The sequence below is a fragment of the Natronococcus occultus SP4 genome, from assembly GCF_000328685.1.
Lineage (GTDB): Archaea > Halobacteriota > Halobacteria > Halobacteriales > Natrialbaceae > Natronococcus > Natronococcus occultus.
This window is the reverse complement of sequence record NC_019976.1, coordinates 189,011-212,326: the sequence shown is the minus strand read 5'-3', so window position 1 is coordinate 212,326 and position 23,316 is coordinate 189,011. Positions and strand designations below refer to the sequence as shown.

25 protein-coding genes are annotated in these 23,316 nt (G+C 66.7%); 10 read left to right on the top strand and 15 right to left on the bottom strand.

Going from position 1 to position 23,316, the window contains the following annotated elements:
- Nucleotides 1-6 precede the first annotated feature (6 nt).
- Nucleotides 7-774, top strand: coding sequence for an IclR family transcriptional regulator (locus tag NATOC_RS20525; protein ID WP_015323416.1), 768 nt, complete (start codon nt 7-9; stop codon nt 772-774).
- A 22-nt stretch (nt 775-796) separates the two neighbouring features.
- Here NATOC_RS20525 and NATOC_RS20520 read toward each other — a convergent pair whose 3' ends face one another.
- Nucleotides 797-1,120, bottom strand: a complete 324-nt coding sequence (locus NATOC_RS20520) for a Zn-ribbon domain-containing OB-fold protein (RefSeq protein ID WP_015323415.1) — start codon at nt 1,118-1,120, stop codon at nt 797-799.
- Nucleotides 1,117-2,235: a thiolase family protein gene (locus NATOC_RS20515; protein ID WP_015323414.1), complete on the bottom strand. Its 1,119-nt coding sequence runs from the start codon at nt 2,233-2,235 to the stop codon at nt 1,117-1,119. The genes NATOC_RS20520 and NATOC_RS20515 overlap by 4 nt, the downstream gene beginning before the upstream one ends.
- 809 nt (nt 2,236-3,044) lie before the next feature.
- On the opposite strand from NATOC_RS20515, the gene NATOC_RS20510 reads away from it, so the two are divergent.
- Together NATOC_RS20510 and NATOC_RS20505 are read left to right on the top strand one after the other, a co-directional pair.
- Nucleotides 3,045-4,259, top strand: coding sequence for a carboxypeptidase-like regulatory domain-containing protein (locus NATOC_RS20510; protein WP_015323413.1), 1,215 nt, complete (start codon nt 3,045-3,047; stop codon nt 4,257-4,259).
- Nucleotides 4,260-4,371: 112 nt separating this feature from the next.
- Nucleotides 4,372-4,650, top strand: a complete 279-nt coding sequence (locus tag NATOC_RS20505; RefSeq protein ID WP_015323412.1) for a DUF3006 family protein — start codon at nt 4,372-4,374, stop codon at nt 4,648-4,650.
- Nucleotides 4,651-4,701: 51 nt separating this feature from the next.
- On the opposite strand, the gene lrp is transcribed toward NATOC_RS20505, so the two are convergent.
- The 7 genes from lrp to NATOC_RS21620 all read right to left on the bottom strand — a co-directional run bounded on the left by lrp (nt 4,702) and on the right by NATOC_RS21620 (nt 8,701).
- Nucleotides 4,702-5,166, bottom strand: a complete 465-nt coding sequence (gene lrp, locus NATOC_RS20500; protein ID WP_015323411.1) for an HTH-type transcriptional regulator Lrp — start codon at nt 5,164-5,166, stop codon at nt 4,702-4,704.
- 321 nt (nt 5,167-5,487) lie between these two features.
- Nucleotides 5,488-5,751, bottom strand: coding sequence for a DUF2249 domain-containing protein (locus NATOC_RS20495; protein ID WP_015323410.1), 264 nt, complete (start codon nt 5,749-5,751; stop codon nt 5,488-5,490).
- Nucleotides 5,752-5,822: 71 nt separating this feature from the next.
- Complete coding sequence (locus tag NATOC_RS20490; protein WP_015323409.1) at nt 5,823-7,190, bottom strand: heme-copper oxidase family protein; 1,368 nt, start codon at nt 7,188-7,190, stop codon at nt 5,823-5,825.
- Between the two features lie 122 nt (nt 7,191-7,312).
- On the bottom strand, nt 7,313-7,546 hold the full coding sequence (locus tag NATOC_RS20485) for a DUF2249 domain-containing protein (protein WP_015323408.1): 234 nt from the start codon (nt 7,544-7,546) through the stop codon (nt 7,313-7,315).
- Nucleotides 7,547-7,659: 113 nt separating this feature from the next.
- Nucleotides 7,660-7,893 (bottom strand): DUF2249 domain-containing protein, encoded by a 234-nt coding sequence (locus NATOC_RS20480; protein ID WP_015323407.1) that lies wholly within the window; start codon nt 7,891-7,893, stop codon nt 7,660-7,662.
- A 107-nt stretch (nt 7,894-8,000) separates the two neighbouring features.
- The gene (locus NATOC_RS23225) at nt 8,001-8,126 is read right to left on the bottom strand and encodes a putative zinc-binding protein (RefSeq protein ID WP_342664430.1); all 126 of its coding nucleotides are present in this window, start codon (nt 8,124-8,126) and stop codon (nt 8,001-8,003) included.
- Nucleotides 8,127-8,176: 50 nt separating this feature from the next.
- Nucleotides 8,177-8,701 (bottom strand): hypothetical protein, encoded by a 525-nt coding sequence (locus NATOC_RS21620; RefSeq protein ID WP_015323406.1) that lies wholly within the window; start codon nt 8,699-8,701, stop codon nt 8,177-8,179.
- A 159-nt stretch (nt 8,702-8,860) separates the two neighbouring features.
- Here NATOC_RS21620 and NATOC_RS20470 point away from each other — a divergent pair, with 159 nt between their 5' ends.
- A complete protein-coding gene (locus NATOC_RS20470) occupies nt 8,861-9,316 on the top strand; it encodes a hypothetical protein (RefSeq protein ID WP_015323405.1) in 456 nt (151 codons plus the stop codon).
- Between the two features lie 31 nt (nt 9,317-9,347).
- Here the strand turns inward: NATOC_RS20470 and fmdA are convergent, their stop codons facing one another.
- The 4 genes from fmdA to NATOC_RS20455 all read right to left on the bottom strand — a co-directional run bounded on the left by fmdA (nt 9,348) and on the right by NATOC_RS20455 (nt 12,883).
- A complete protein-coding gene (gene fmdA / locus NATOC_RS20465) occupies nt 9,348-10,613 on the bottom strand; it encodes a formamidase (RefSeq protein WP_015323404.1) in 1,266 nt (421 codons plus the stop codon).
- 137 nt (nt 10,614-10,750) lie between these two features.
- A complete protein-coding gene (locus NATOC_RS20460; RefSeq protein WP_015323403.1) occupies nt 10,751-11,812 on the bottom strand; it encodes a hypothetical protein in 1,062 nt (353 codons plus the stop codon).
- A 163-nt stretch (nt 11,813-11,975) separates the two neighbouring features.
- Nucleotides 11,976-12,131 carry a hypothetical protein gene (locus NATOC_RS22590; protein ID WP_015323402.1) on the bottom strand — a complete coding sequence of 52 codons (156 nt, stop codon included), beginning with the start codon at nt 12,129-12,131 and terminating at the stop codon, nt 11,976-11,978.
- Between the two features lie 77 nt (nt 12,132-12,208).
- Nucleotides 12,209-12,883, bottom strand: coding sequence for a helix-turn-helix domain-containing protein (locus tag NATOC_RS20455; protein WP_015323401.1), 675 nt, complete (start codon nt 12,881-12,883; stop codon nt 12,209-12,211).
- A gap of 309 nt (nt 12,884-13,192) precedes the next feature.
- On the opposite strand from NATOC_RS20455, the gene NATOC_RS20450 reads away from it, so the two are divergent.
- Entirely contained in the window at nt 13,193-14,596 is a 1,404-nt protein-coding gene (locus NATOC_RS20450) for a geranylgeranyl reductase family protein (protein ID WP_015323400.1), read from the top strand.
- A gap of 46 nt (nt 14,597-14,642) precedes the next feature.
- On the opposite strand, the gene NATOC_RS20445 is transcribed toward NATOC_RS20450, so the two are convergent.
- Entirely contained in the window at nt 14,643-17,366 is a 2,724-nt protein-coding gene (locus NATOC_RS20445; protein WP_015323399.1) for a DEAD/DEAH box helicase, read from the bottom strand.
- Nucleotides 17,363-18,904, bottom strand: a complete 1,542-nt coding sequence (locus NATOC_RS20440; RefSeq protein WP_015323398.1) for a ribonuclease H-like domain-containing protein — start codon at nt 18,902-18,904, stop codon at nt 17,363-17,365. The genes NATOC_RS20445 and NATOC_RS20440 overlap by 4 nt, the downstream gene beginning before the upstream one ends.
- A 259-nt stretch (nt 18,905-19,163) precedes the next feature.
- Here NATOC_RS20440 and NATOC_RS20435 point away from each other — a divergent pair, with 259 nt between their 5' ends.
- The 5 genes from NATOC_RS20435 to NATOC_RS20415 all read left to right on the top strand — a co-directional run bounded on the left by NATOC_RS20435 (nt 19,164) and on the right by NATOC_RS20415 (nt 23,303).
- The gene (locus tag NATOC_RS20435; RefSeq protein WP_015323397.1) at nt 19,164-19,757 is read left to right on the top strand and encodes a MaoC family dehydratase; all 594 of its coding nucleotides are present in this window, start codon (nt 19,164-19,166) and stop codon (nt 19,755-19,757) included.
- 85 nt (nt 19,758-19,842) lie between these two features.
- Nucleotides 19,843-20,142, top strand: coding sequence for a HalOD1 output domain-containing protein (locus NATOC_RS20430; protein ID WP_015323396.1), 300 nt, complete (start codon nt 19,843-19,845; stop codon nt 20,140-20,142).
- Between the two features lie 94 nt (nt 20,143-20,236).
- On the top strand, nt 20,237-21,427 hold the full coding sequence (locus NATOC_RS20425) for a M24 family metallopeptidase (RefSeq protein WP_015323395.1): 1,191 nt from the start codon (nt 20,237-20,239) through the stop codon (nt 21,425-21,427).
- 150 nt (nt 21,428-21,577) lie between these two features.
- Entirely contained in the window at nt 21,578-22,111 is a 534-nt protein-coding gene (locus tag NATOC_RS20420; RefSeq protein ID WP_015323394.1) for an HNH endonuclease, read from the top strand.
- A 55-nt stretch (nt 22,112-22,166) separates the two neighbouring features.
- Nucleotides 22,167-23,303: a hypothetical protein gene (locus tag NATOC_RS20415; protein WP_015323393.1), complete on the top strand. Its 1,137-nt coding sequence runs from the start codon at nt 22,167-22,169 to the stop codon at nt 23,301-23,303.
- Nucleotides 23,304-23,316: the final 13 nt, after the last annotated feature.

The window sequence follows — 23,316 nt, the reverse complement described above, 5'->3', positions numbered from 1 at the left end:
CCACCCATGGCAAAAAAACCCAAAACCGGGGCACGGACGACCGAAACGTCGTTGGCGATCATCGACGCGATTCGTGAACTACGCGGGGGAACGATCGACGAGATTTCCGAGTATCTGGGACTATCGTCGAGCACCGTCCACCGGCATCTCGTTACCCTCCGCGAGCACAACTACGTCGTCCAGTCCGACGGCAGCTATCGTATTGGACTCCAGTTTCTCACCGTTGGCGGTCACGCACAGCGAACGACGACAGCGTATCCGATGATCAAGGAGAAAGTCGACGTTCTGGCCGCGGAAACCGGGGAGCGCGCGCAGTTCCTCGTCGAAGAGGACGGCGAACGCGTCTACCTTTACACGGAGGTCGGACAGAGCGCGGTGCAGACGGGTGCACACATCGGTCGGCGCGGGCCGCTTCACACGAGCGCCGCCGGGAAGTCGATCCTCGCGAACATGCCCGCCGAGCGGGTTGACGAGATCGTTGCCACCCATGGTCTTCAGGGCGTAAGCGAGAACACCATCACGACGCGTGCGGAACTCGAGGAGGAGTGTGAACGGATCCGCGAGCGGGGCTACGCTTTCAACCGTCAAGAGACGACCGAGGGAGTTCACGCGGTCGGTGCGGCGGTAACGAACTCGGCCGACGAGGTGATCGGCGCGCTGAGCGTCTCCGGGCCCGCTCACCGCGTCAAGGGCGAGCAGCTCACGGAGGAGCTTCCGGAGCGGGTGCTCAGTGCCGTCAACGAACTCGAACTCCACATCGAACACTCGATTTGAGGGCGTCCCGTGTGTCGCGGGTTCAGCTGCGGCTTTGGTTGGCTTGGACGAGCCGCGGCGACTCGACGTCCTCCCAGGAGACCGACGGTTCGAGCGTGACCCGGTCGCCGGGCTCCAGTCCGTCCTCGAGCTGTGCGATGATACTCGCGTCGCCGTCGAACGACGCGAGGCCGAGGCGATTCGGCTCGCTCACGCCGTCGGGTGTGACGTGTACTGCGGTCACCGCTCGGAGCGTACCGACGCCCGCTTCGCGGCTTCGAAGGTCGTCGGCGCCACAGTCGAGACAGCGGCGCTTCTCGTAGAAGGTTCGTCGCCCGCAGTCCGGACATTCGAGAACGGTATTCATCCGGTCGCCTCCACGATCGTACAGACGCTGTTGTTCCCGAAGCCGGCGACGTTGATCGCGAGCCCGTACCGTGGCGAACCGACCGCGCGATCGGCAGGAACGTCCCCTCGAAGCTGCCAGACGAGTTCGACGAGCTGCGAGATCCCGGTCGCACCGAGAGGATGGCCGCGAGCCTTCAGGCCGCCGCCGGGGTTGACCGCGAGATTGCCGTCGCCCTCGATCTCCGTTCGCCCGTTCCGTGTCAGCCGCCAGGCCTCGCCCCGCTCGGCGAACCCGAGCTCCTCCATCTCGAGCCACTCGAGGATCGTGAACGCGTCGTGAATGCAGGCGACGTCGATCGCATCGGGACCCGTATCCGCGGCCTCGTAGGCCGCGCGTCCGGCGGCAGCGACGCTCTCGATCCGGAGCGGATCTCGCCGGTCCGCAACGGCGTGGACGCCAATGGCGCTCTCGCAGGCTTCGACGGTCACCTCGGCGTTTGCGGCCGTAACGATGACGGCAGCGGCACCGTCGGACGTGGGACAGCAGTCGTACAGTCGAAGCGGCGTCGCGACCTTCGGAGACTCCAGTACGTCCGTGACGGTCACGTCGGAATCGAACTGTGCGTACCGGTTCCGCCGGGCGTTCGCGTGGTTCTTTACTGCGACCTGGGCGAGATCACGCCGCGTTGCCCCGTGGGCATCGAGGTACTGTGCGGCCGCGAGCCCCGCGAACGACGGAAGCGTGATCCCCTGATCGTACTCCTGAGCGTGGGTAATTCGACTGATAATCTCCGTTGCCACCGTCGTCTCGGCCGCGGACATCTTCTCGCCACCAACCGCGAGTGCGACCGTCGAGCGGCCGGCACGGACGGCGTCGACGGCGTCGAGGACTGCACTCGCCCCCGTCGCGCTCGTGTTTTCGATTCGTCGTGCCGATGCTTGGCTGAGACCGAGGCTCGCGGTTAGCGCGTTCGCCAGTCCCGACGTCTCGTTGAACGCTTCAGCGGCCATGTTTCCAACGTGAACCGAGTCGACCGTGGACGCCTCGAGGTCGGCGTCGGCGAGTGCTCGCTCCGCGGCGATCTCCAGCAGTTCGGCGAGCGAGCGGTCGTCGGTTCCGGTAAACGTCGTCATCCCCACGCCAGGGACGCCGAAGCTGTTCGTTGATGCCTCTGATCGACTCCGCTGAGAGTCGTGGCTTACCATCTCACAGTGTGGTATAACAAACCACGCTCTCTTATAGATGTCGTTCCGAGCGGCTGTACTCGACTTTCTACGATCGAGCGCTGCGTCCGACGGTTACCGGGAAACGGTTGCTCCTATCAAACTTAAGACTGGTTCCGTCGTCACGAACCGTTCCGAACCACAGTAATAGACCGTGCCATAAAATAGATTGAAGAAATATAGAGAACGTACTTGTGGAATAAGGAAAATACTAATGACAGCCACGAGTAGCTCCGAGGTGAGCTTTCGGGACGATATTCGGGCGGCACAACGCCACTACCTCACTTTAAGCTCTCGATCTATGGATTCGAACTCCGCTGGAGAAGCGAGTATTGGAACTAGGCCGAAAATACTATCAGGGAGATCTGAACAGTAACTGAATCGATCTCTCGAAGACGAAAATTAGTACTGACGGTCTTGCACTATACCCGAGAAAAGATAAATTAAGAATTCCTATATGTTGGATATCTTGCCGGAGTCGGTGTTCGAAGCCTTGGCGTTCGATCTTTGGCCTCTCTCGGTTGTCGACGATTGCACAACGGTTCGGTTGCGTCGTCTTCCGTCGAGTAGCAGTTCGAAACGACGCAGTGGAGTCTTTCGGTCGCTTGGCCGTCGGAGCAGTCGATCGATGCGCTAAATATTATCGAGTCTCGAACAGTCCACATAGCTTCGATGTACTGGCACGGAATCGAGGACGGACGGGAGCTGACGAGGGAGGTATGGAGCTAGATCGCCGGGAGTTCACGGCCACGAGTGTCTCGCTTGCCGCGATTCTCGCTGGCTGTAGCGCGCTCGGGGACGATGAAGGGTCGGCGGACGAAAGCGGGTCCGACGAGGACGCGGACGACGATACTACAACCGAGGTCGATCCCGGGGAGGAGTCGGATGTCCACGAGGACGAATCGATGCCGGGAGAGGTTCTGCTGTCGGAGGACGCCGAGTTCCACCTCGAGGTGGTTCAGGAGACGTTCTCCTGGATGGGTGACCCGCCGGCCGAGACGTGCCACGCTCACGTCATGCTTGCCAACGACAGCGGGGCGGAGCTGACGCTCGATCTGACGGCCCGCGTGTACGACGCGGACGGGACCGAGCTCTCCTCGACCACGAGTGCGGGCGTCGACGGTCCCGCGCCCGGCGAGGACGACGCGGTGTACTCGCTCGAACTCAACAACTGCGAGGCGACCGCCGAGTACGAACTCGAGGTCGTCGACTTCGAGGCCGACGGGGAGTTCGAGACCGAAGAGACGGACGACGACTCGGCGAATGAGTCGACCGAGGCCAACGAGTCCGAAGCGAACGAGACGGACGCTGACGCCGGCAACGAAACTGACGCTGGCAACGAGACCGACACCGGCAACGAGTCTGACACTGGTAACGAGACCGACACCGGCAACGAGACGGACACCGGTAACGAGACCGACGAGGACGCATCCGAGTCGCTTCGGGTGGCGGTTCAGGACGAGGACGGCGAGCCGATCGATCACGCCACCGTCGAAGCCGAGGACGCCGGGCTGTTCGGCTGGGGCGAGACGCAGACGGTCGACGACCGAGGACGGGTCGAGTTCGATCTCGAGGACGGGAACCACACGCTGACTACCGAGGCCGACGGCTACGACGCGACGACCGAGACGGTCGCCGTCGACGGTCCCACGGAGCAGACGATAGTGCTCGAGGCGGAGGACGACGGGATGAACGAACTGACGGTGGTCGTCCGGGACGGGGACGGCGAGCCGATCGATCACGCTACCGTCGTCGTCGAGGGCACCAACGGAAGCGAGCTCCGGGAGGTCGACGGTCAGGGACGTGCGGCGTTCGAACTCCCGGACGGCGAGTACACCCTCACCGTGGCGGCGGACGACTACCCGACACTCGAGGAGCGTCTCGAGGTCGAGGCCGATCTGGAGTATACGGCTACGCTTCGTGCGGACGAGTAACGTCGCGGACGGGCCTCGTTTTCGGACGTCCTCGAGGGGACGGTCGGTCGTTGCGAGGACGTCGGATCGACACACCACAGGTTGATACGGCTAGGGCGGGTGGTATCGATCGATGACCGCCGACGGCCCCGTTACCTGCGTCGTCGATCGCATCGTCGACGGAACGACCGCCGTCGTCCTCCTCGAGGAAGACGGTGACGTCGTCGACCAGTTAGACGTCGACGTCGAGACGCTTCCCGAGGCGTGTCGCCACGAGGGGGCGCTGTTCGACGCGACGATTTCCGACGGGGGGATCGTCGACCCCGAACACCGACCGGAGCGCGAGCGTGAGCGTCGCGATCGTCTGCAGGAGCGGTTCGATCGGCTCTCGAAGCGACTCGACGAAAAGTGAGACGCCGCGACCGGTCGCCGGCCGCGGCGTAATCTCGAGCGACTCTCCCGATTAGTCGTCGGCTTCGGTCTCGAGCTCGAACTGTTCGTTCTCGGCGACGGCGTTGAGCGCGATGCTGGTGTTCGACTGGTTGATGTCCGGGTCGGTGATCAGCGCCTTGATCTGATCGTTCATGTCGTCGGTGTCTTTGAACTTCCCGATCGCGATCACGTCGTAGTCGCCGGTGACCTCGTAGACGGAGACCATCTGCGGGTGTTCTCGTAGGGTCTCGGTGATTTCGGCGAGGGCGTCGCCCTCGACTTTGAGCTGCATTACCGCGGTGACGTCGTAGCCGACGGCGCCGTAGTCGACGACCGGCGTATACCCCCGGATGACGCCGTCCTCCTCGAGATCGGAGAGGCGGTTAGAGACGGTCGTCACGGAGACGTCGAGCTCTTCGGCCAGACTCCGGAGACTCGCGCGGCCGTCCCCGAGCAGTTCGTTCACCAGTTCCTCGTTCAGGTATTCGTAGGTCATTACGTGGTCTGACTCAGACTCCGTACTAGAACCTTACGAATGTCTGATTGAACTCGATATATGCGAACCGAAACTGGACAAATACGGATGGCGACACCGACCGTACCGAGAAGACCGCCGAATTCGCGGCTCCGACGGCGTCAGCGTCGGTCGCTGTCGGCGGTCGTCTCCGCTCGGTCGGCCCAGGTGCCGCCGTGGAGGCTCTCGATAACTCTCGCACTTATCATAGATTCTAATCTAACACTCTCATCTAAGATTCACTGCTTCAGGGGGCGTTCGCAACCGCTCCCGGGGACACTGACGGCCAGACGGTCGCCTTCGTCACGCACGCCAGACGACCGTAACGACTTCGTCGTCCGTTTCGACCGTCTCGTAGACGTACCCCCGATCTTCGAGTTTCGGGTACAGAAACTGGGGTGCGCGGTCGTTTCGCTGGACGAGGACGTCCTCGTCGGGAAGCTCGGCCAACGTTTCAAGCGTTCGCTGGAGCGGTTCTGGGGGGCCCAGCGAGCGAACGTCGAGTACCGTGCGCTGGCGGTCGGTCGGGGCGTCGGTTCGGTCGACGACGGATCGGTGGCTCGCCATACTTGGCCGTTGGATCGCCCCGGACCTCTATCTCGTCACGAACCAGTTCGGCTCCGACCGCGAGGACGGACTCATCTCCGGTCGTGGCCGGGTTCGGGTGCGTCCGCTCCCTCCGCGGCCGTCGGTTCGAGACGAGGACGGAGGACGTGCCCAAGCCCGCGCGGTCCGTGGCGGTGGACGGTCAGGACCATGTTGGCTACGAACAGACAGAAGCCGAGACCCAGAAGCGCGGTCGATCCGGCGACGACCGCACTCCCGAGTCCGAGGACCTCGCCGACCATCATTCCCGCGGCGCCGAGCCCGGTCGCCGCGAGGTCGGCCCGTTCGAGCCGGCGACTGTAGAGGTCGTCGATCATGGGGACGTCCTCGAGGCCGAGGCGGTCGCTGTAGCGTTCGATCCAGATGATAAACGGGATCACGTGGTAGAGGGTACCGACGACGACGAAACCGAAGACGCCGATCACGAGGACGGCGGTCGCCTCGGGGTAGCCGAGCAGGGTCTCGGGGCCGGTCGAGTCGAGCAGCCACGCGGGCGTCGCGAGCCCGATCCAGGCGAACAGCGCGGCGGCGACGATCCAGTAGCGGTCGGTCATCGGACTGGCGTCGGTCGACGAGGCCGCCAGCCGGCGAACGAGGAGCAGCGCGATCGCGAGCAGGCCGACGAGGACGCCGACGCCGCCGACCGTCGCGATCGTCGCCGAGTCGGCGCCGCGGCCAAGCGCCAGCAGGACCAGCCCGAGCGGGAACGTCGCCTGTTCGACGGTCTCGAGGCCCCGATAGAGGGGGTCAGACTCGGTCTGGGTGAACATCGCGCTGAGCTGTGCGATCGCGCCGATCACGGTCGCGGTCACCGCCCCGAACACCGCGAGGGTGACGTGCGTCGCGAGCACGTCGCCCCGGGCGAGCGACGCCGAATCGAGGACGGGTACGGTGAAATCGACGGCGAGGACGAACCCCAGCGGCGCGAGCGCGGCGAACGACCCGAGCGCGACGGCGAAGTGGCGTTCGGTGAAGTCGAACGGTCGCGCCCGCAGCAGCGTTCGCCCGACGTTGTAGACGAACAGCCAGATCCCCGCGAGCATGACCGCGGCGAAGATCGGCAGGAGTTCCAGCGCGAGGGCGAGCAGTGAGGCGACGAACCCGACGAGCCCGCCCGCGACGAGCCACAGCTGTACCGTCGCGAGCCGTCGGGAGTGGATCTCGACGCCCGACCAGACGGGGACGAACTGGGTCATCGCGCCCATGATCGTCAGGCAGATCCAGCCCACGAGCAGGAGGTGGGCGTACGCCGGCGACCCCAGCCCGGGCAGCGACGCCAGCGCCAGCAGGACGCCGCCGACGGAGCCGGCGACCAGAAACCCGAGCGCGACGACGAAATGCTGGAACGGGATCGTCATCGGCGGTCCGCGATCGGTCCGTACGCCGTCGGGAACGTTCATACCCGTACCGAGGGGCCACGGGACCTTCCCGTTGGATCCGAACACGTTCGTACGGGACGCGATCACGGCCGAACCGCGGGCTCGTGGCCCGACTGAGAAGGCGGTCGTCCCGTCGGCCGCGATCAGTCTGCGCGCTTCGGGAACGTCGCGACGAACTTCTCGTCGGCGACCCGCTCGACGCTGTAGCCGTCGGCGTCGAACGCCTCGACCTCGGCCTGGAACTCGTAGAACAGTGGCTTTGGCTCGTGGTCGTTGACGATCGTCAGCTCCTCGCCGGGGTCGAGCTCCGCGAAGGCGTCGTGGATGGTCGGATGTCTGTTCACGGGCGGGATCTCGCGGACGTCGAGTCGTGGCATACGATTCGAGGTAGTCGCCGCGTCGGTATGCAGATTGGGACGAACACGTTCGCCGTCAGTGGCGACGGCGCGGCCGTCGACCCCGGAGAACGGCTCCTCGCCGGAGCGGTCGGCTACTCGAGGGAGTCGGCGATCAGTATCCGGAACAGTCCGTCGGCCGTCTGCTCACAGTCGTACTCGAATCCTCGCTCCTCGAGGACGTCGTAGAGCGGGCGCGGTTCGAACGGTGCGATCAGCCGGAGCCGTTCGTCGTCCTCGAGGTCGGTCAGCGCACTCGAAATGTCCGCGAACGGCGGGCCGTCGATCTCGCGGACGTCGAGAACCCGTTCTGCGTCGTGGTGGGACATACGCGATCGTTCGGCCCGCTCCCGATTGGGCGTTCGGCCGAACGGGTTCGGACTACGCCTCGCCGTCGAGGGCTTCGATCTCCGTTCGACACTCGCGGAACAGCTTGTCAGCGCCCTCGTCGTCGGCGTGGTACTCCTTTGGAACTCTCTTCGGCGAGGACGTAGTGCCGATCCGGTTCCACGTCGTGTCGGGCGAGACACTGTCGGGTACACTCGAGCGGACAGCCGTCGATCGCGACGATCGGCCGATCCGCCGTCGCGGTTCGCTCGTCGGGCTCGGCGGCTACTCCTGGACCCGGTCGGCCCCGATCTCGACGCTCCCGGTCTCGTGGAACACCCGTTCGGCGTCCGCGAGCGTCTCGTTGATCGCGGTCGTCTGGTGGTGGGTCGGTCGGACGCGAACGCGAACCAGCTCGTACTCGTGGGCGTCGCTGCAGCCGTTCCACGCGCGGAACGCGCCCTTCAGGAGCGCGTCAGCCTGCGGACAGAACTCGGTCGTCGGCGTGAACTCGGCCCGCAGGACGGTCCCGTCGCCGTCCTCGATCGCGTACCGAAAGCCCGCCTCGGGGTGGCGCCGATCGAGGTTCAGCTTCGCGAGGTTGTAGCCGAAGGTGGCGTCGTAGACGCCCCGTTTCTCGAACAGCTCTCGCGCGCGTTCGTGGACCGCGACGTGGTCGCCGTCCTCGAGGACGCGGTACTCCTGGAGGAACGGTCCCGGTTCGGGTACGTTACCCGGAACGAACTCGTCCCACCCGTCGTACTGGTCCTCGTCCGCGCCGCCGGAGCGGAAACCTGAGAGGGGGTTCATCTCGGTGTTCGGTACGACCCCGTTGTCCGTCTACCTCCTGGCGAACATGTTCGCACGCCGGTCTGTGGCCTGCAGCTCGCGACGGATCCGTCCGGTACGGCTCCGACGTGAGCTAGCAAGCCGGAAACTCGATACTCCTTCGTCCCCACGACTAGGGTCATGTGGGACTTCATCTCCCGCCTCCGCTCGAAGACGGAGCATCCGGAGGATCCCGATCCGGAGTCGACCGTCGATCCGGAGGTCGCCGAGATCATCGCCAAGGAGAAGTGGGAGTTCGACCGTCTCGACGAGCAGCCCTACGAGCACTACACGGACGCGCTCGACGACGTCGAGCGGTTCAGGCGGGAGGAGCGACACGACGAGGCCGAGGACGTTCTGCTGTGGTGTCTCGACTACGCGGAGGCGGAAGCGGAGCTGCGAGAGTACGGGGAGCCCCCGCAGGCGTACTACCGCCACCTGGGAATCGTCTACCGGAAGGACGACCGCCACGAGGACGAGGTCGAAGTTCTGGAGCGGTACGTCGACGCCTGTGACCGCTTCGGCGGCGAGCCGCGGGCGGAACTTCTCGAGCGACTCGAGCGAGCCCGTGAGCTCGCGGCCGAGCCCCGGTCGTAACGCGGCGCTCCCGGAGCGGGGACCGTCGCTCTCAGAGCGGGTCGTCGGTGACGACGTCCCGGCTGCGGTTCTCGACGGTGTCGAGGGATTCGGGCGTGATGTCGAACTCGAAGGCCTCGTTCGGGATCGACAGCGTCGCACAGACGTTGGGGACGTCGACGATGCCGTTGATCCGTCCCTCGACGGGAACGGTGCTCAACAGCATGTAGGCCTGCTCGCGGCTGTAGCCGAAGTTCGAGAGGTAGTCGATAGCCTCGAGGGCGGCCCGTCGGTAGGCGACGTGGGCGTCCATGTATCGCTGCTCGCCGTCCTCGGTGACCGAGTACCCCTCGAAGGTGACCCAGTCCGAGTAGTCGGGGCCGCGGTGGCCCGGCTGGAAGATCGGGTGATCGACGCCGTGTTTCTCCATCCCGTCCTTGACGACATCGACGCGGAGATCGGCGTAGCCGGCCATCTCGATTCCGCCACAGAAGGAGATCTCGCCGTCGCCCTGGGAGGCGTGCATATCGCCCATCGAGAGCTTCGCGCCCTCGACGTAGACGGGGAAGTAGATCGTCGTCCCCAGCGAGAGGTCCTTGATGTCGCAGTTGCCGCCGTTCTCTCGCCCAGGGACGGTTCGAGCGCCCTCCGCCGCGGCCTCCTCGGCCTCGTCGGGATCCATCTCGCCCATCAGCGCCGCCTCCTCGGTGGGCGGGTTCGCTACCGGCGGTTCAGCCTCCCCGGTGGGGTGGTTCCGGATCGACTCCGGATCGTTCTCGTGTCTGTCGATCAGTTCACCCTCGCGGGCGTTCCACTCCTTGAGCAGCTCGTGGGAGGGTGCGGTGCCGATCAGCCCCGGGTGGATCTTCCCCTCGTACCTGACGTCGGGGACGTGTCGAGAGGAGACGACGGTTCCGTCGACGTCCCAGATAGTCTTCGCGGCGTCTGGGAAGTGGTCGGTCAGGAACCCGCCACCGTTTTGCTGGGAGAAGATTCCGTTGAACCCCCACTCCATCTCCCGGAGCGGGCCGAGATCGAGCAGTTCGACCTTGAGGAGATCCCCCGGTTCGGCGCCCTCGACCTCGACGGGACCGCTGAGGTAATGAACCTGCTCGAGCTCGACGTCCCGGATGTCGTTCGGGTTATCGTCGTCGTCGATCTGCCCGCCCGTCCAGTCGAGCATTTCCAGTCGGAAGGTTTCGCCCGGCTCCACCGATACCGTCGCCGGGATATCCGGGTGCCACCGGTTGTGGGGCGTCGGCCCCGGCTGGTCGTCCGGATCGCTGTCCGTCTCTACTTCGAAGCGTGTTTCTGGCATCGTCGTCTATCAGTTGGGCTGTGCCAACATTCTACACCACCACATTCAGTGACATAAATCTGTGTGCCCCCGTTATCGACCCGTCGGGGCCGACGCTCGGATGGTGTCAGTCGTTCGAGGGGAAAACCGAGATGGAATCAGGACGGCGTGTCGTCGAACGTCGCCGACGCGTGGACGCGCTCGTCCTCGATCACGACCTCGTGGGGAACCTCCTCCTCCTCTCCGATCAGATGTTCGCGAACGTCGTCCTCGGACGGCGTTTCGTCTGCCGGATAGAGCGCCGAGAACCGCGCCTCCATCTCGGTCACCTCGCCGTCCTCGGCGTCGAACACGAGCGTGTTGACGAGGCTCTCGACGTCGTCGAAGACCGGGTTGGCGTCCACGTCCGGATCCGCCTCCGGCTCGGCGTCGTCCTCCGCGTCGATCTCGTCGTCGGCCTCGAGCGCCGTCGAGAAATCGTCGGTCCCCCACACCCCGTACGCCATCGCCGCCTCGCCTGTTGTCTCATAGAGCCACCGCCCGTCGTCCGCGTCGATCACCCGATCGGTCCCGTCGAGGGTGCGATCGAGCGCGGCCGAGACGAGGTCGGCCGACTCGTAGTCGTCGTCCTCGCCGGGCTGCATCCCGACGACCAGCGTTTCCTCGGAGACGGCGTACGCGAGCCCCTCGGCGAACCCCTCGGTGCCGACGTAGAGCGTGAACCCGTCCTGCTCGTCGGATTCGTCGAACTCCTCGGCGTAGTCGGCCGCGAACACGTCGGGATCGAACTCCCCGTGGAACACCACCACGTCGTCGGTCCAGGTCATCGCGCTCGCCGTGACCCCCTCGACCTCCTCGCCGTCGTCGGGTAACACGTCGTCGGCGAACGGGTAGAACATGATTCCGAACATGGCGAACGGACTCAGCACGGCCCCGTACAGCGGCAGTCCGAGGATCGGCACTTCCTCGACGAGTTCCTCGGCGTCCTCGTCCTCGTCGGGGTCGTCCTCGTCGTCGAGTCCGTCCAGTGTCTCCCAATCGACGTGCGTGAAAAACACGCCCGTCTCCCCACCGTGTCGCTCCGCGGGGACCCAGTCACCGTAGCGCGGCGTCTCGTACGACGGGAACGATTCGCCGTCCTCGTCCCCGCTGAAACAGCCGGCAACCGTGGCGGTTCCCGCAGCGACGAGACTCGTCGTCACGAACTGGCGTCGTTTCATTCATGTTGAAATAGCACTGGGAACACTGATATCAGTTGTCGTTTTCCGACGGCTTTCCGCGCGATCCTCTCTCACGGGTGGTCGGCAGACTCCGTCCGGGAGTCGATCCGTCGTCGCTTCGGCTACGTGACGATCGGTCGAGATGTGTGCCGCAAAAACGGGTCTAGCTCGGGACGCCGGGGTTGATGGGTTCCGGCATCGTCACGATCGTGTGTCCCGTCTCGGTGAAGTGTTCAATCGTTTCGCGGGACTGTTCTTCACGTTGTGTCGCCTCCACGCTGTGGATCGCCCAGTCGCAGTTCAAACACCGTTTTTGCATTACGTACAGGAAGCGGAGCTATCGATATCACTCCTCGGGCTCCCTTTGCAAGGTCGGTTTTGCGATCCGATCGGGAGCTAATCCGAAAGCGTCGGCGAGGACGCCGCGTCCGTCTCCTCGTTCGTGACGTCCAGTTCCGCAGTGACCAGCGAGCGGTACGCCCGACGCAGGCGCTCGGAGAGCGCCTGGTGGGAGATGTCGAGCTCGTCGGCGAGCTCCTGCATCGACACCGCTCGCGGGATCTCGAAGTAGCCGTGGTCGATCGCCGCGACCAGCGTGTCGTACTGGTTCTGCGTGAGTCCGGACTGCGAGGACGTCTCGCTGTCCGTATCGAACAGGCGAATGATCGTCGGGCTGAGCTCGCGATCCTCGAACGCGTCGTAGATCGCGCTCGCGTCGCTGCGCTCGTCGACGCGGATGTTCAGCACCCAGGAGCCGTTCGGTGCCGACGCGTCGAGGATCGTTCCACCCTCTTCGAGGACCAGTTCGAAGACGTCGGTCGTCTCCGGGCTGAACTCGACGTTGTACAGCCACTCTTCCTCGCCGCCGTTGATCAGGGCGTAGTCCTCGATCGCCGAGGCCTCGGCCAGACCGGTTTCGATCTCCGTTTGCGGTGCGCCCGAGAGCCACAGATCGTGCCCGTTCGAGGCGATAGTCGCCTCTGCCTCGCAGTTGAGCGAGGGTACGGCGTCGACCAGCTCCGCGAGTCCAGTCCCCGCGCCGGAAATCTCGAGGTTGACGATCGAGGTCATGAGTATACTCCTACCGACACGCGCCAGTGTGATAGGTCCGGTTCCAAACCGTTCTGAACCGATCGTCCTGAAAGTAGCGTCCCATGATATTTCTCCGCTATACGTTCGCGTCGGACCGGAACGATTCCGGATCGGAACGACCGCGACGCTCGCAAACGCTTTCACGGCGCCGTCCGGGAGTTTCCGCCCGATCGTAACGGGACCGAGCGTCAGGGTACTACTCGAGACCGCCGCCGTCCGTCGACGGCGATCGGAGCGAGGCGCAACCGATTCGCGAACGCTTTTCTCCGGCCGGACGAACGGTCCGGTATGAGCACGACGGAGCGAGCTTCGACCGCCGACGGGACGAAACGGACGTGGGACGTCGTCGTCGTCGGGGCGGGAACGGCGGGCTGTTATGCGGCCGCGACGATCGCGGACGCGGGGTACGACGTGGTCGTCCTCGAGCGAAAGTCCGAGCAGGAGGCGGGCCACATCGCCTGCGGAGACGCGCTGAAAGGCGCCGACGGCTTCCCCGACATCATCCCGAAATCGCAGATCCAGCCGGCGTTTACCAACACCGACGTCGACCACGGCCGGTTCGAGATCCCACAGGAGGACGCCGTCCTCGAGATTCCGGTTCCCGGCGAAATCGCCGTTATCGACCGCCACGAGTACGGCCGACTGATCATCGAGGGCGCCGCCGACGCGGGGGCGACGTTTCAGTACGACACCGTCGTCACCGACGTCGTTCAGGACGAGGACGGGCAGGTTACGGGCGTCGAAGCGACGCGCGACGGCGACGCGTCCACCTACGACGCCGAGGTCGTCGTCGACGGCGCGGGTTCGCTGTCGGTGCTCCAGGATATGGTCGACTTCTCGGGGTCGACGTTCGATACCAACGTCGATTTCTCCCAGTTCTCCTCGGCCTACCGCGAGGTCGTTCACGTCGATGAGCCCGTCGAGTGGGACGACGCCCTGGTGATCAAGCCGACCCAGCGCTCGGCGGGCTACCTCTGGTACTTCCCGCGGACCGAGACCGAGATCAACGTCGGCCTGGGGTTCCAGATGACCGAGGAGCCGATGCAGCTCGTCGAGGACCTGAAACGCGACCTGCGGAACCGACCCGAGTTCGACGGGGCCGAGGTCGCGGACAAGCTCGGCGCGGCGCTGCCGACCAAGCGTCCCCACGATTCGGCGGTCCACCCCGGGTTCGTCGCCGTCGGTGACGCCGCGGGCCACGTTAACCCCACCACGGGTGGGGGGATCGCCGGGGCGGCCTACGCCGGCACGTACGCCGGCGAACAGATCATCGAAGCGATCGAGCGCGGCGACGTCGGCGAGGATGTCCTCTGGGAGTACAACGAGCGCGTGATGGACCACTACGGTGGCCGATACGCCGCGCTGGACGTCTACAACATCCTGACTATCGGCTCGGACCTCGACGATCTCACGAGCCTGCTCGCCGCGATGCCCGGCGACAAGATTTCGGAGGCGCTGTACTCCGGGAGCACGAGCCTCGGCTGGCGGTTCAAGCTCGACGTCCTCTGGAAGACCCGCGGCCACTGGGACACGCTTCGGGACGTCTACGAGACGAAACGGCGGGCCGACGAGATCCTCGAGCACTACGCGGAGTACCCCTCGAGCCCGGACGGGCTTGCAGCCTGGCAGCGCGAGCGCGACGAGCTGATGGAGGCGGTCTACGAGACGACGGGCGCGGAGCCGAAGTACTGAGTCGCCCGGTCACCCGCCGGGCCCGAACCGCGGGCCTACGGTCCCGTCAGGAGTAAAAGAGGGCGGGACGACGGTCGCTATCGTCGTCGCGGTCGTCCAGACGGTGATCGGCTACGTCCTCGCGGTCGGCGTCGCCGAGGAGCTGGTCGAGGACGTCGACGGCCGAGGCCCGCAACAGCGGGGCGTTGTCGTTGCCGCAGTTCTCGTCGAACGTGCAGGCGGGACAGCCGTTCGGCCGCCCACAGCGACAGTCCCGGAGCTGGTCGCGGGCGCGCTCGGCCAGCGCCTCGAACTCGTCGTAGATCGCGCGCGCGAAGCCCAGCCCGCCGTCGACGCCGTCGTAGACGAACCAGCCCGAGGCGGGCCCCTCCAGTTCGTCGGCGCGACGTTCGATCGCGGCCGTCGCGGCGTCGAGCGAGCCCCTGACCCTGTCGGCGAGCTCGTCGTGGTCGGGGCGGGCGTAGTGGGAGTCCATCACGAGCGTCGAGAGCCCGCCGAGGTCGTGTTTGTCGACGCGCAGCTCGAGCGGGGCCACCTGGATCGTGGCGTGTTCGGCCGCGTGGAGCCCCGCGACGTACCCCAGGTGGGGTCCGACGTCCTCGTCGGGGCCGACGCCGGTCTCGACGCCGTAGTCGCGGTACTTCCGGACGAGCGCGCGCTCGACGTCGGCGGGAACCTCGAGCCAGCACAGCTGGGTGTCCATCCGGATCGGGGGGCTTTCCGTCGGAACCCCGCCCCGCTTCGTCTCGCCGTTCCCGATAGCCACCTCGTCGTAGGTGTCGTAGTGGACGAGCACGGTCCCGCGACCGAAGTGAAGCTCGAACCCGTTTACCTCCCGGGAGCGCTCCGATTCGGCGTCGAGGACGGTGACCTGACTGCGGGTTCGGGTGTAGTACTCGCGGTCGACCGGTTCGAGCTCGATCACGGGCCGGGGTCGGTCTTCGTCCACGGCGACGACCTCGAACTGCTGGCCGCCGTGGAGTCTGACGGCGCCCTCGTGGTAGTCGCGGTAGGCCCGGCTCCGGTCGATCGGCTCCAGATCGAGCTCCTCGGGGAGCCCCCACGTCTCGTTGTCGACTCCGGGTGCCAGCTGCAGGCGATACGTCGAATCGTCGGTCCCGTAGAGGTCGACGCGGGTCTGGGGTCGTCGCGGCCCCCCGTAGTGGACCCCCGCCTCGAGGACGCCGTCGAGGGAGCCGGCTTCGCGCCACATCCGGACGGCGTCCCGGAGCCGCTCCTCGTCGGCGAACCGTCCGATATCGGCCTCGTCGAGCGCGATCTCGTCGGCGGCCGCCAGCACGTGGGTCGCGAAGACGGCGTCGTTCGAGGTGTCGACGACCGCGTCCTCGACGTCGGTCTCGAGCAGGAACTCCGGGTGTTCGAGGACGTACTGGTCGAGGGTGCGGTGATCGCCCACCAGCACGGCGAGGCTCCGACTTCCGCCCCGGCCCGCACGGCCGACCCGCTGCCAGAAGGCCTGTCGCTGTCCGGGGTAGCCCGCCAGCACGGTCGCGTCGAGACCCCCAACGTCGATCCCGAGCTCGAGCGCGGAGGTCGTCGCGAGCCCCGTGAGCGAGCCGGTTTTGAACCGCCGCTCGCGGACGCGGCGCGTGTCCCGTCCCAGCCCCGCGTGGTACGGCTCCCGTCCGCCTGCGGCCGATCGGTCGTGCGCCCGCGGGTTGGCTCGTCGGTGCTCGTCCGCCCGCTGCACGGCGAGCTCGGTCCGCTTGCGGCTCGGACAGAACAGCAGCGTGCGGACGTCTCGTGAGGTGAGGTGGTCGAACACTTTCGGGGCGTCGACGCTCGCGGGCACCCGCTCGGCGACGTCGTCCGCGTCGGCGTCCTCGGCTTCGTCGGCGTCGGCGACCGCGTCCTCGGCGGGAGATTCCTGGGTTCGGGTTCGGTCCCGCGGCGGGGGGTTCCAGAGGACGATCTCTCGCGGACCGCGCGGCGAGCCGTCGTCGTCGACCACCGTCACGGGGGCGTCGATCAGCTCCCGCGAGTGCTCTCCGGGGTTGCCGATCGTCGCGGACGTCAGGACGTACTGTGGGTTGCCGCCCCAGTAGTCGACGACCCGGCGCAGCCGCCGGCAGATCCAGGCGGCGTGCATCCCCTCGATACCGGTGTAGGTGTGGGACTCGTCGATCGCGACGAGATCGAGTGCGCTGTAGAACCGGCTCCACCTGTCGTGGTGCTCAAGGTAGACGTTGAGCCCGGCGAAGTTCGTGAGGATCACGTCCGCTGTCTCCCGGATGGCGCGGCGATCGCCCGTCGTGTCGCCGTCGTAGATGCGCACGCGGACGTCGAGCCCCAGGCGATCGTACAGCCCCTCGAGGGCATCGCGCTGGTCTTTCGTCAGGGCCTTGGTCGGGTACAGACACAGCGCGGTCGAGGCGTCGTTGCGGTCCGCGGCCCGCGAGCCGTCGGGCTCGAGGACGCCCGACTCGAGCAGGTTCCGGGCGATCTGGAGGCCGTAGACGTGGGTCTTCCCGCTGGCGGTCGACGTCGCCACCGTCACGTCCTCGCCGTCCGCGAGCGCCCCGAGCGCCTCGGCCTGGTGGGAAAAGAGGTCGTGGGGGTACGGCTCGGCGAGCGCCGGCCGTAACGCCTCCGCGGCCGAGACCGTTTCGGCCGGTTTTGCCGGGAGCTCGATCCGCTCGACGCTGTCCGAGCCCGGCGTCAGGCCTGTGCGTGGGAAGGTCTCGATCAGCTCTCGTCCCGAGACTCCCGTTCGTGCGCTTCCGTCGGTCGTCGTGCGCTCGTCGGTCATGTGGAGAAGTCGGTGAGTCCCGTCTGTCGGCCCGTCGTCTCGCCCGTTTCGCCGACCGTCGCGTTCCGGTCCTTGCGGGGTGCGTCCTCGATCGCCCGGAAGACGTGCCAGAGCGCGCGGCAGTCGTCCTCGCAGTAGGCCTCGTGTCGGTCCCAGTCCGGCTCGCGCTCCGGATCATCCGGGGTACGCATGAACTCCCGGTAGGCGGCCGCGGTTTGGGCGCCGCTCAGCCCGGTCCCCGCGGCGTCGTAGCCGAGCGCGCGGGCGACGTCATTGAGCCTGTTCGTCCGCCCGGGCAACAGAGCGTTCTCGTCGCGAACCGCCCACGCGTACAGATCTGCGGTTCGGACGTCGTCCCAGGCGTCGGCGTATTCGGGGAGGTGCCGTCGGAGGAACCGTTCGATGTGGCGGTAGTCGAAGCGGTTTCCGTTCCAGGTCAGCAGGGTGCGGTCGGCGTGGTTCGCGAGGAGCCAGGTTACGAACGCCTCCAACACCGGTTTCGGGTTCGTCGGCTCCTCGTGCTCGACGAACGCCCGGTAGGCGTCCGTCTCCGGGTCGTAGACGCCGAGCTGCCAGATGATCGTCGGGGAGAGCCCGTCGGTCTCGATGTCGAGACAGAGCGGCGCTCGGCCGTCCCGGGAGCGAACCGGGTCATCGTTCGTCAGGACGAGCGGCTCCCCGGAGTCGATGACGGCGGCGTGATCGCGGATCCGCTCGGCGGTCGTCCGCCCGATTCCCGGCAGCGCCGTCAGCTCGTCGACCCCGAGCTCGCGGACCTCCTCGACCGTCCGCGGACCCGCGTCTCGGAGTCGCTCGGCGATCGCGGGACCGACCCCGTGTAACGCCCCGAGCCCGAACCGATCGGCGTCGACCGCCTGCGCGGCGACGCTTCCGTTCTGCGTGCAGGTGTAACGCGCGAGCTTCGAGTCGCCGTCGTCGGTCGCGCCGAGACCGACGGTCGGGAGCCGGACCGTCTCCTCGGTGTCGTCCTCGCGGGACAGCGACCACTCGTGGTGGTACGTCGCCGGCTGGCCGCCCGCGAGGACGGAGACCGGTTCGGGCAGCAGGTCGGCGATCGCCGCGAGTTCCGCGGCGTTCGGTAGCGTCGTCGACAGCGCGGTCGCGTTCCAGTCGACGGCGAGTCGCGGGAGAAAGAGAAGGGTCGCGGCCCCCTCGCTCGTCGGTCGCTCGCCCGCCGCCAGCCGGCCCCGGAGCTCCGGAAGAACGTCGCGGTGCTGGACGGCGAGGACGTCGATCGCCTCGGCTGGCGGCGCCCCCGCGGTCTCCTGAACGCCGATCGCGGGCGCGTACCGGTAGTGTCGGACGCGGTCGCCGCCCCGGCCGAGCTGGGGGTGGAGGACGGGACGCTCCGGCGCGAGGTCCCGAACGGTCGCGTGCGTCCTCGCCGTCCGCGCGCCCGGGATCGCCACGAGGTCGGGGGCGAAGTACTGCAGGGCGTCCCGCACGGCGAGCCGCGAGGCGCGCTCGACCGCGGCGGCGGGCAGCGAGAGCAAGGCGAGGGAGTCGTCGGCCGCCATACGACGAGCCGCTTCGGGCCCGGATCGGATAAGTGTCCCCGTAGCGCGGTGAACGTAGAGCGCTCGACGGGGTCCGCGCTGGCCCCCGCGTTTTCGTCCGTGCGTCCTCGCGGGCGTCGGTGTACTTTCTTCACCAGGGCCGTCGATCGATCGGGCATAGTTTACGTGTGGCGGACTGCCCCGGTCGTCCTGATCCCGTCGGCCGACAGTCTGGCCGCCGACGGTAGCCCCAAGTTCGCCGTCGGAAAACGGGACGTGTATGCCAGACGACGCCACCGATTCGGCAACCGACGAGCAGGACGGGACGACTGAGACGGAGCGACGCGTGGTCTCCGGCTGGCACGGCCGCTACTACGAGGACTTCGAGGTCGGGGACGTCTACAAACATCCGTTCGGCCGGACCGTCACCGAGACCGACAACGTCTGGTTCACGAACGTGACGATGAACCTCAACCCGATGCACTTCAACGAGGCCTACGCCGCGGGGACCGAGTTCGACGAGCGCCTCGTCGACGGCACGTTCGTTATCGCCCTCGCGGTTGGGATGAGCGTGATCGACGTCTCGGTGAACGCGACCGCCAACCTCGGCTACGATCGGATCCGCCACCACGCCCCCGTCTACCACGGCGACACGATCTTCGCCGAGAGCGAAGTCCTTGAGAAGCGCGAGAGCGACTCCCGGGACCACGTCGGGATCGTCACGACCGAGCTGCGGGCGTACAACCAGGACGGGACGAAGGTGCTCTCGCTCGAGCGAACCCCGATGGTACTGAAACGCGAGCACGCCGACCCGTCCCCCGAACAGCCGCCCGGCTGGCCGAAGGGCGTCGGCACCCAACCGAACGACTCCTGACGGAGCACGACCTCGATGAACGATCGTGTTCGATTTGTCAAGAATCAGTAACGCTTTTATACCGAACCATGGCAGTTCCGACTCCATGGGTGATATGAGCACGCAGTTCGGCGGAACTAGCTCTCAGGATACGCCGACGGTCTCCGCGACGTGGGAACGTGGCACCGAGAACACGCCCGTCTACGCGGTCGTCTCCGCGGTTGCGGAAGCCGAGGACGCCGATCCCGTCGCGCTCCCGCCGCTGTACGAGGCGATCGACCCGGAAGCGCTGAACGCCCTCCTCGCCGCCGAGCCCGAAACCGCGGTCGGAACCGTCGCGTTCCGGTACGCCGGCTACGACGTCGAGGTTACCGGAGACGGCGACGTTTCGGTTCGATCCGCATAGCGGACTCACGGCTGCAGTCCAGTTCGCTTCCGCTCGAAGCGAACGGATTGCCGGTACTGGGCGTTTCTTGTCGCTCGATGCGAGTCTGCGGAACGTGACCGACGAGCAGCCACGTACGGGGTTGCAGCGGACGAGCGAGGCCGCGTTCGAGCGACTGGAGGCGGTGACGACGGCCGCCGACGCGGACGCGTTCGTTCACGTCGGGGATCGGTTCGACGACGACCTGTGGTATCTCACCCGGTTCGCCGGTCCGGACCGCGACTACGCGTTCGTCTTCGTCGACGGGCGTGCGTTCCTCTGTGCGCCCCGACTGTTCGCCGAACAGGCCGACCGGGAGTTCCCCGGCGAGGTCGTCGCCGCGAGCGACGCCACGTCCTCGACGGCGGCCGATCGCGCCCTCGACGTCCTCGCCGAGCGACGACCCCCGTCCGAAGTACGCGTGCTCGTCCCGCCGTCGATACCCGCCAGCGCCGCCCGGACTATCGAAGACGCCGTCGACGACGTTCGGTTCGAGGACGTCGATCTCGGACGGGCCCGGAAGAGCGTCGCCGAGCGGGAGCGACACGCGGTCGTCCAGACCGCGGCCCAGCAGGGGCTGGCCAGAGCCGAGGCCGTCCTCGCGTCGGCGACCGTCGAAGGCGACGAGCTCCGCTGGCGCGGCGAGGCGCTCACGACGGAGCGGCTCCGCCGGGAGGTGAACGCGACGCTGGCGAGCGAGGGTGTCCGGGACGCCGGGAACACGGTGATCGGCGCCGGATCGAGCTGTGCGGATCTCCACTTCACCGGCCGGGATCGGATCGCGCCGGACGAGACGGTCCTGCTCGATCTCTCCCCGCGCGGGTCGCAGGGCTACTACGCCGACCTCACGCGCACCTTCGTCGTCGGCGACGTCGACGACTGGACGTCGCGGGCCTACGAGGCGGTCGCGACCGCACAGGACGCCGCGCTCGACGCGCTCCGGGACGGTGCCGGCGTCCGCGCCTCCCGGGTCCACGAGGCCGCGGTCGAGACTCTCGCAAGCTACGGCTTCGAGGCCGGCGACGTCGCGGTCGGGATGTCCCACGGTACCGGTCACGGCGTCGGCGTCAGCCTCCACGAACCGCCGTCGCTGTCGAGCGACCGCGTCCTGGAAGACGGCGCCGTCGTCACCGTCGAGCCCGGCGTGTACGACCCCGAGCGCGGGGGCGTTCGGCTCGAGGACCTCGTCGTCGTTACCGCCGACGGGTACGAGAACCTGACGGCCTACCCACGGGAGATCCATCCCGTCGACGGCCGAACGCGGTAGTCCTCGCATCGTAGCTCCGTCACCGTTCCGACGTGCTTCCGAACGTCTCCGGACTGGAACAGTTCCCACTCCGTCGCTTCGGACGCAAAGCGCCGCCGAACCGTAAGAACGATGTAATCACACCAGTATCCGTGAGAGTACGGGGAGCCAATGAGTGACCAATCGGACGACCTCGAGGACGTGGGGGTCGATATCACGATTCGCGGCCCGGACGGGGAAGAACTCGAGTACGACGGCGACGACGTCTCGGCGGACGACGCCCTCGAGAGCGGCGTCGATCCCGACGGCGTCGAGGGGGAGCACGCGCTCGAGGACGTCACCAGACAGTCGACCCGGGAGTATCCCGACGACTGGGACCAGCGCCGCCAGCGGGTCTATCGGCGCGACGACTACCAGTGTGCCAACTGCCGGCGCCGCGGCGGGCCCCACGGCGACGTCGAACTCCACGCTCACCACATCGTCCCCAAATCCCGCGGGGGCGTCCACGAGCTGTCGAACCTGATCACGGTGTGTGAGGCGTGTCACAACGCCGTCCACAACAGGGACGCCGTCGCGCCGACCGCGATTCCCGAGAACGAACGCGGGACGAGTGCCGCCGGCGAGCTCAAGGCTGCCGTCGACGAGGTCCAGTCGATGCGCCGGGAGTACCGCTCGTGGAAGCGGCTGTTCAACAAGTTCTTCTGAGCGCGACCGTCGCGAGTTTCGGTACTGTTATTCCGACGTTGGCTAACACACGCGTATGCGACGACGTACGATACTTGGGAGCGCGGGGACGACGCTCTCGATCGCGCTGGCCGGCTGCGGGGACGTCCTCGACGCGGATGAGGAGGGTGAGTCGGACGCGAACGGACAGTCGGACACGGACGACGGAAACGGTGCCGACGACGGTACCCAGTCGGCCGATACGAACGGGCCCGACGAGGACGACGACCTCCACGAGGACGACTCCATCGAGGGGGAGGTCGTGCTCACCGACGCCGCAAGCGACGTGCTCTCGACCGAGCGCCACACCTACACCTGGGCGGACGACCCGCCCAGCGACCGGTGTTACGTTCACGTCGAACTCGAGACCGTCGGCGACGAGGAGTTCGTCTTCGACGCGGTGGTCCGGATCGACGACGAGGACGGCACTGAGATCACGAGCACGCGCTACACCGAGGAGACGAGTCCGGAGCCGGGCGAGACCGCAGTCTACTCACTGTCGCTGACGAACTGTGAGGCTACCGCCGCCTACGAGGTCGAGATCGACGAGAGCGACGAGAGCGACGACGCCGACGACACGGACGGGTTGCTGATCGACGATTTCGAGGAGTACGACGACTCTCCGGCCGGCCCGTGGACCCTCGACGGAACCGGCGATGTCGAGATCACCTCGAGCGCGGCCCTGCACCCGGACTCGAGTCAGGGGCTTCGACAGAGCGGGGATTCGAACGTGCGATCGTTCCCCGGGCAGGGGTTACCGAACTACCCCGAGGACGGCAGCGAGGTTTCCGTCCTCGTACGTCCCGACTCGGACGCCTCCCAGCCCTGGCTCCTCGTCGGAATGGAAGACGACGTCTGGTCGACGGAGACATCCGGCTGGCGGCTCATCGTCGATCCCAGCGGCGAGATCAGGCTCGGCCGCGAGACTGGCGAGGGTGTCGAAATCCTCGATTCGGACTCGCAGGTACCGGGTCTGGTCGACGAGATCGTCGACTGTCGATTCGTCGCCGACAGCGACGACGGCTTCGAGTTCCGGATACAGGATCTCGACGGGGCGACGCTCGGCTCGGTGAGTACGGACGAGACGGCCGGTATCGACGACGAGATGAGCGTCGGCTTTCGCTCGACGGACGGCGCCGACTGGGACTGGCCACGTCTCGTCGACAGGGACTGAACACGGCGTGCCG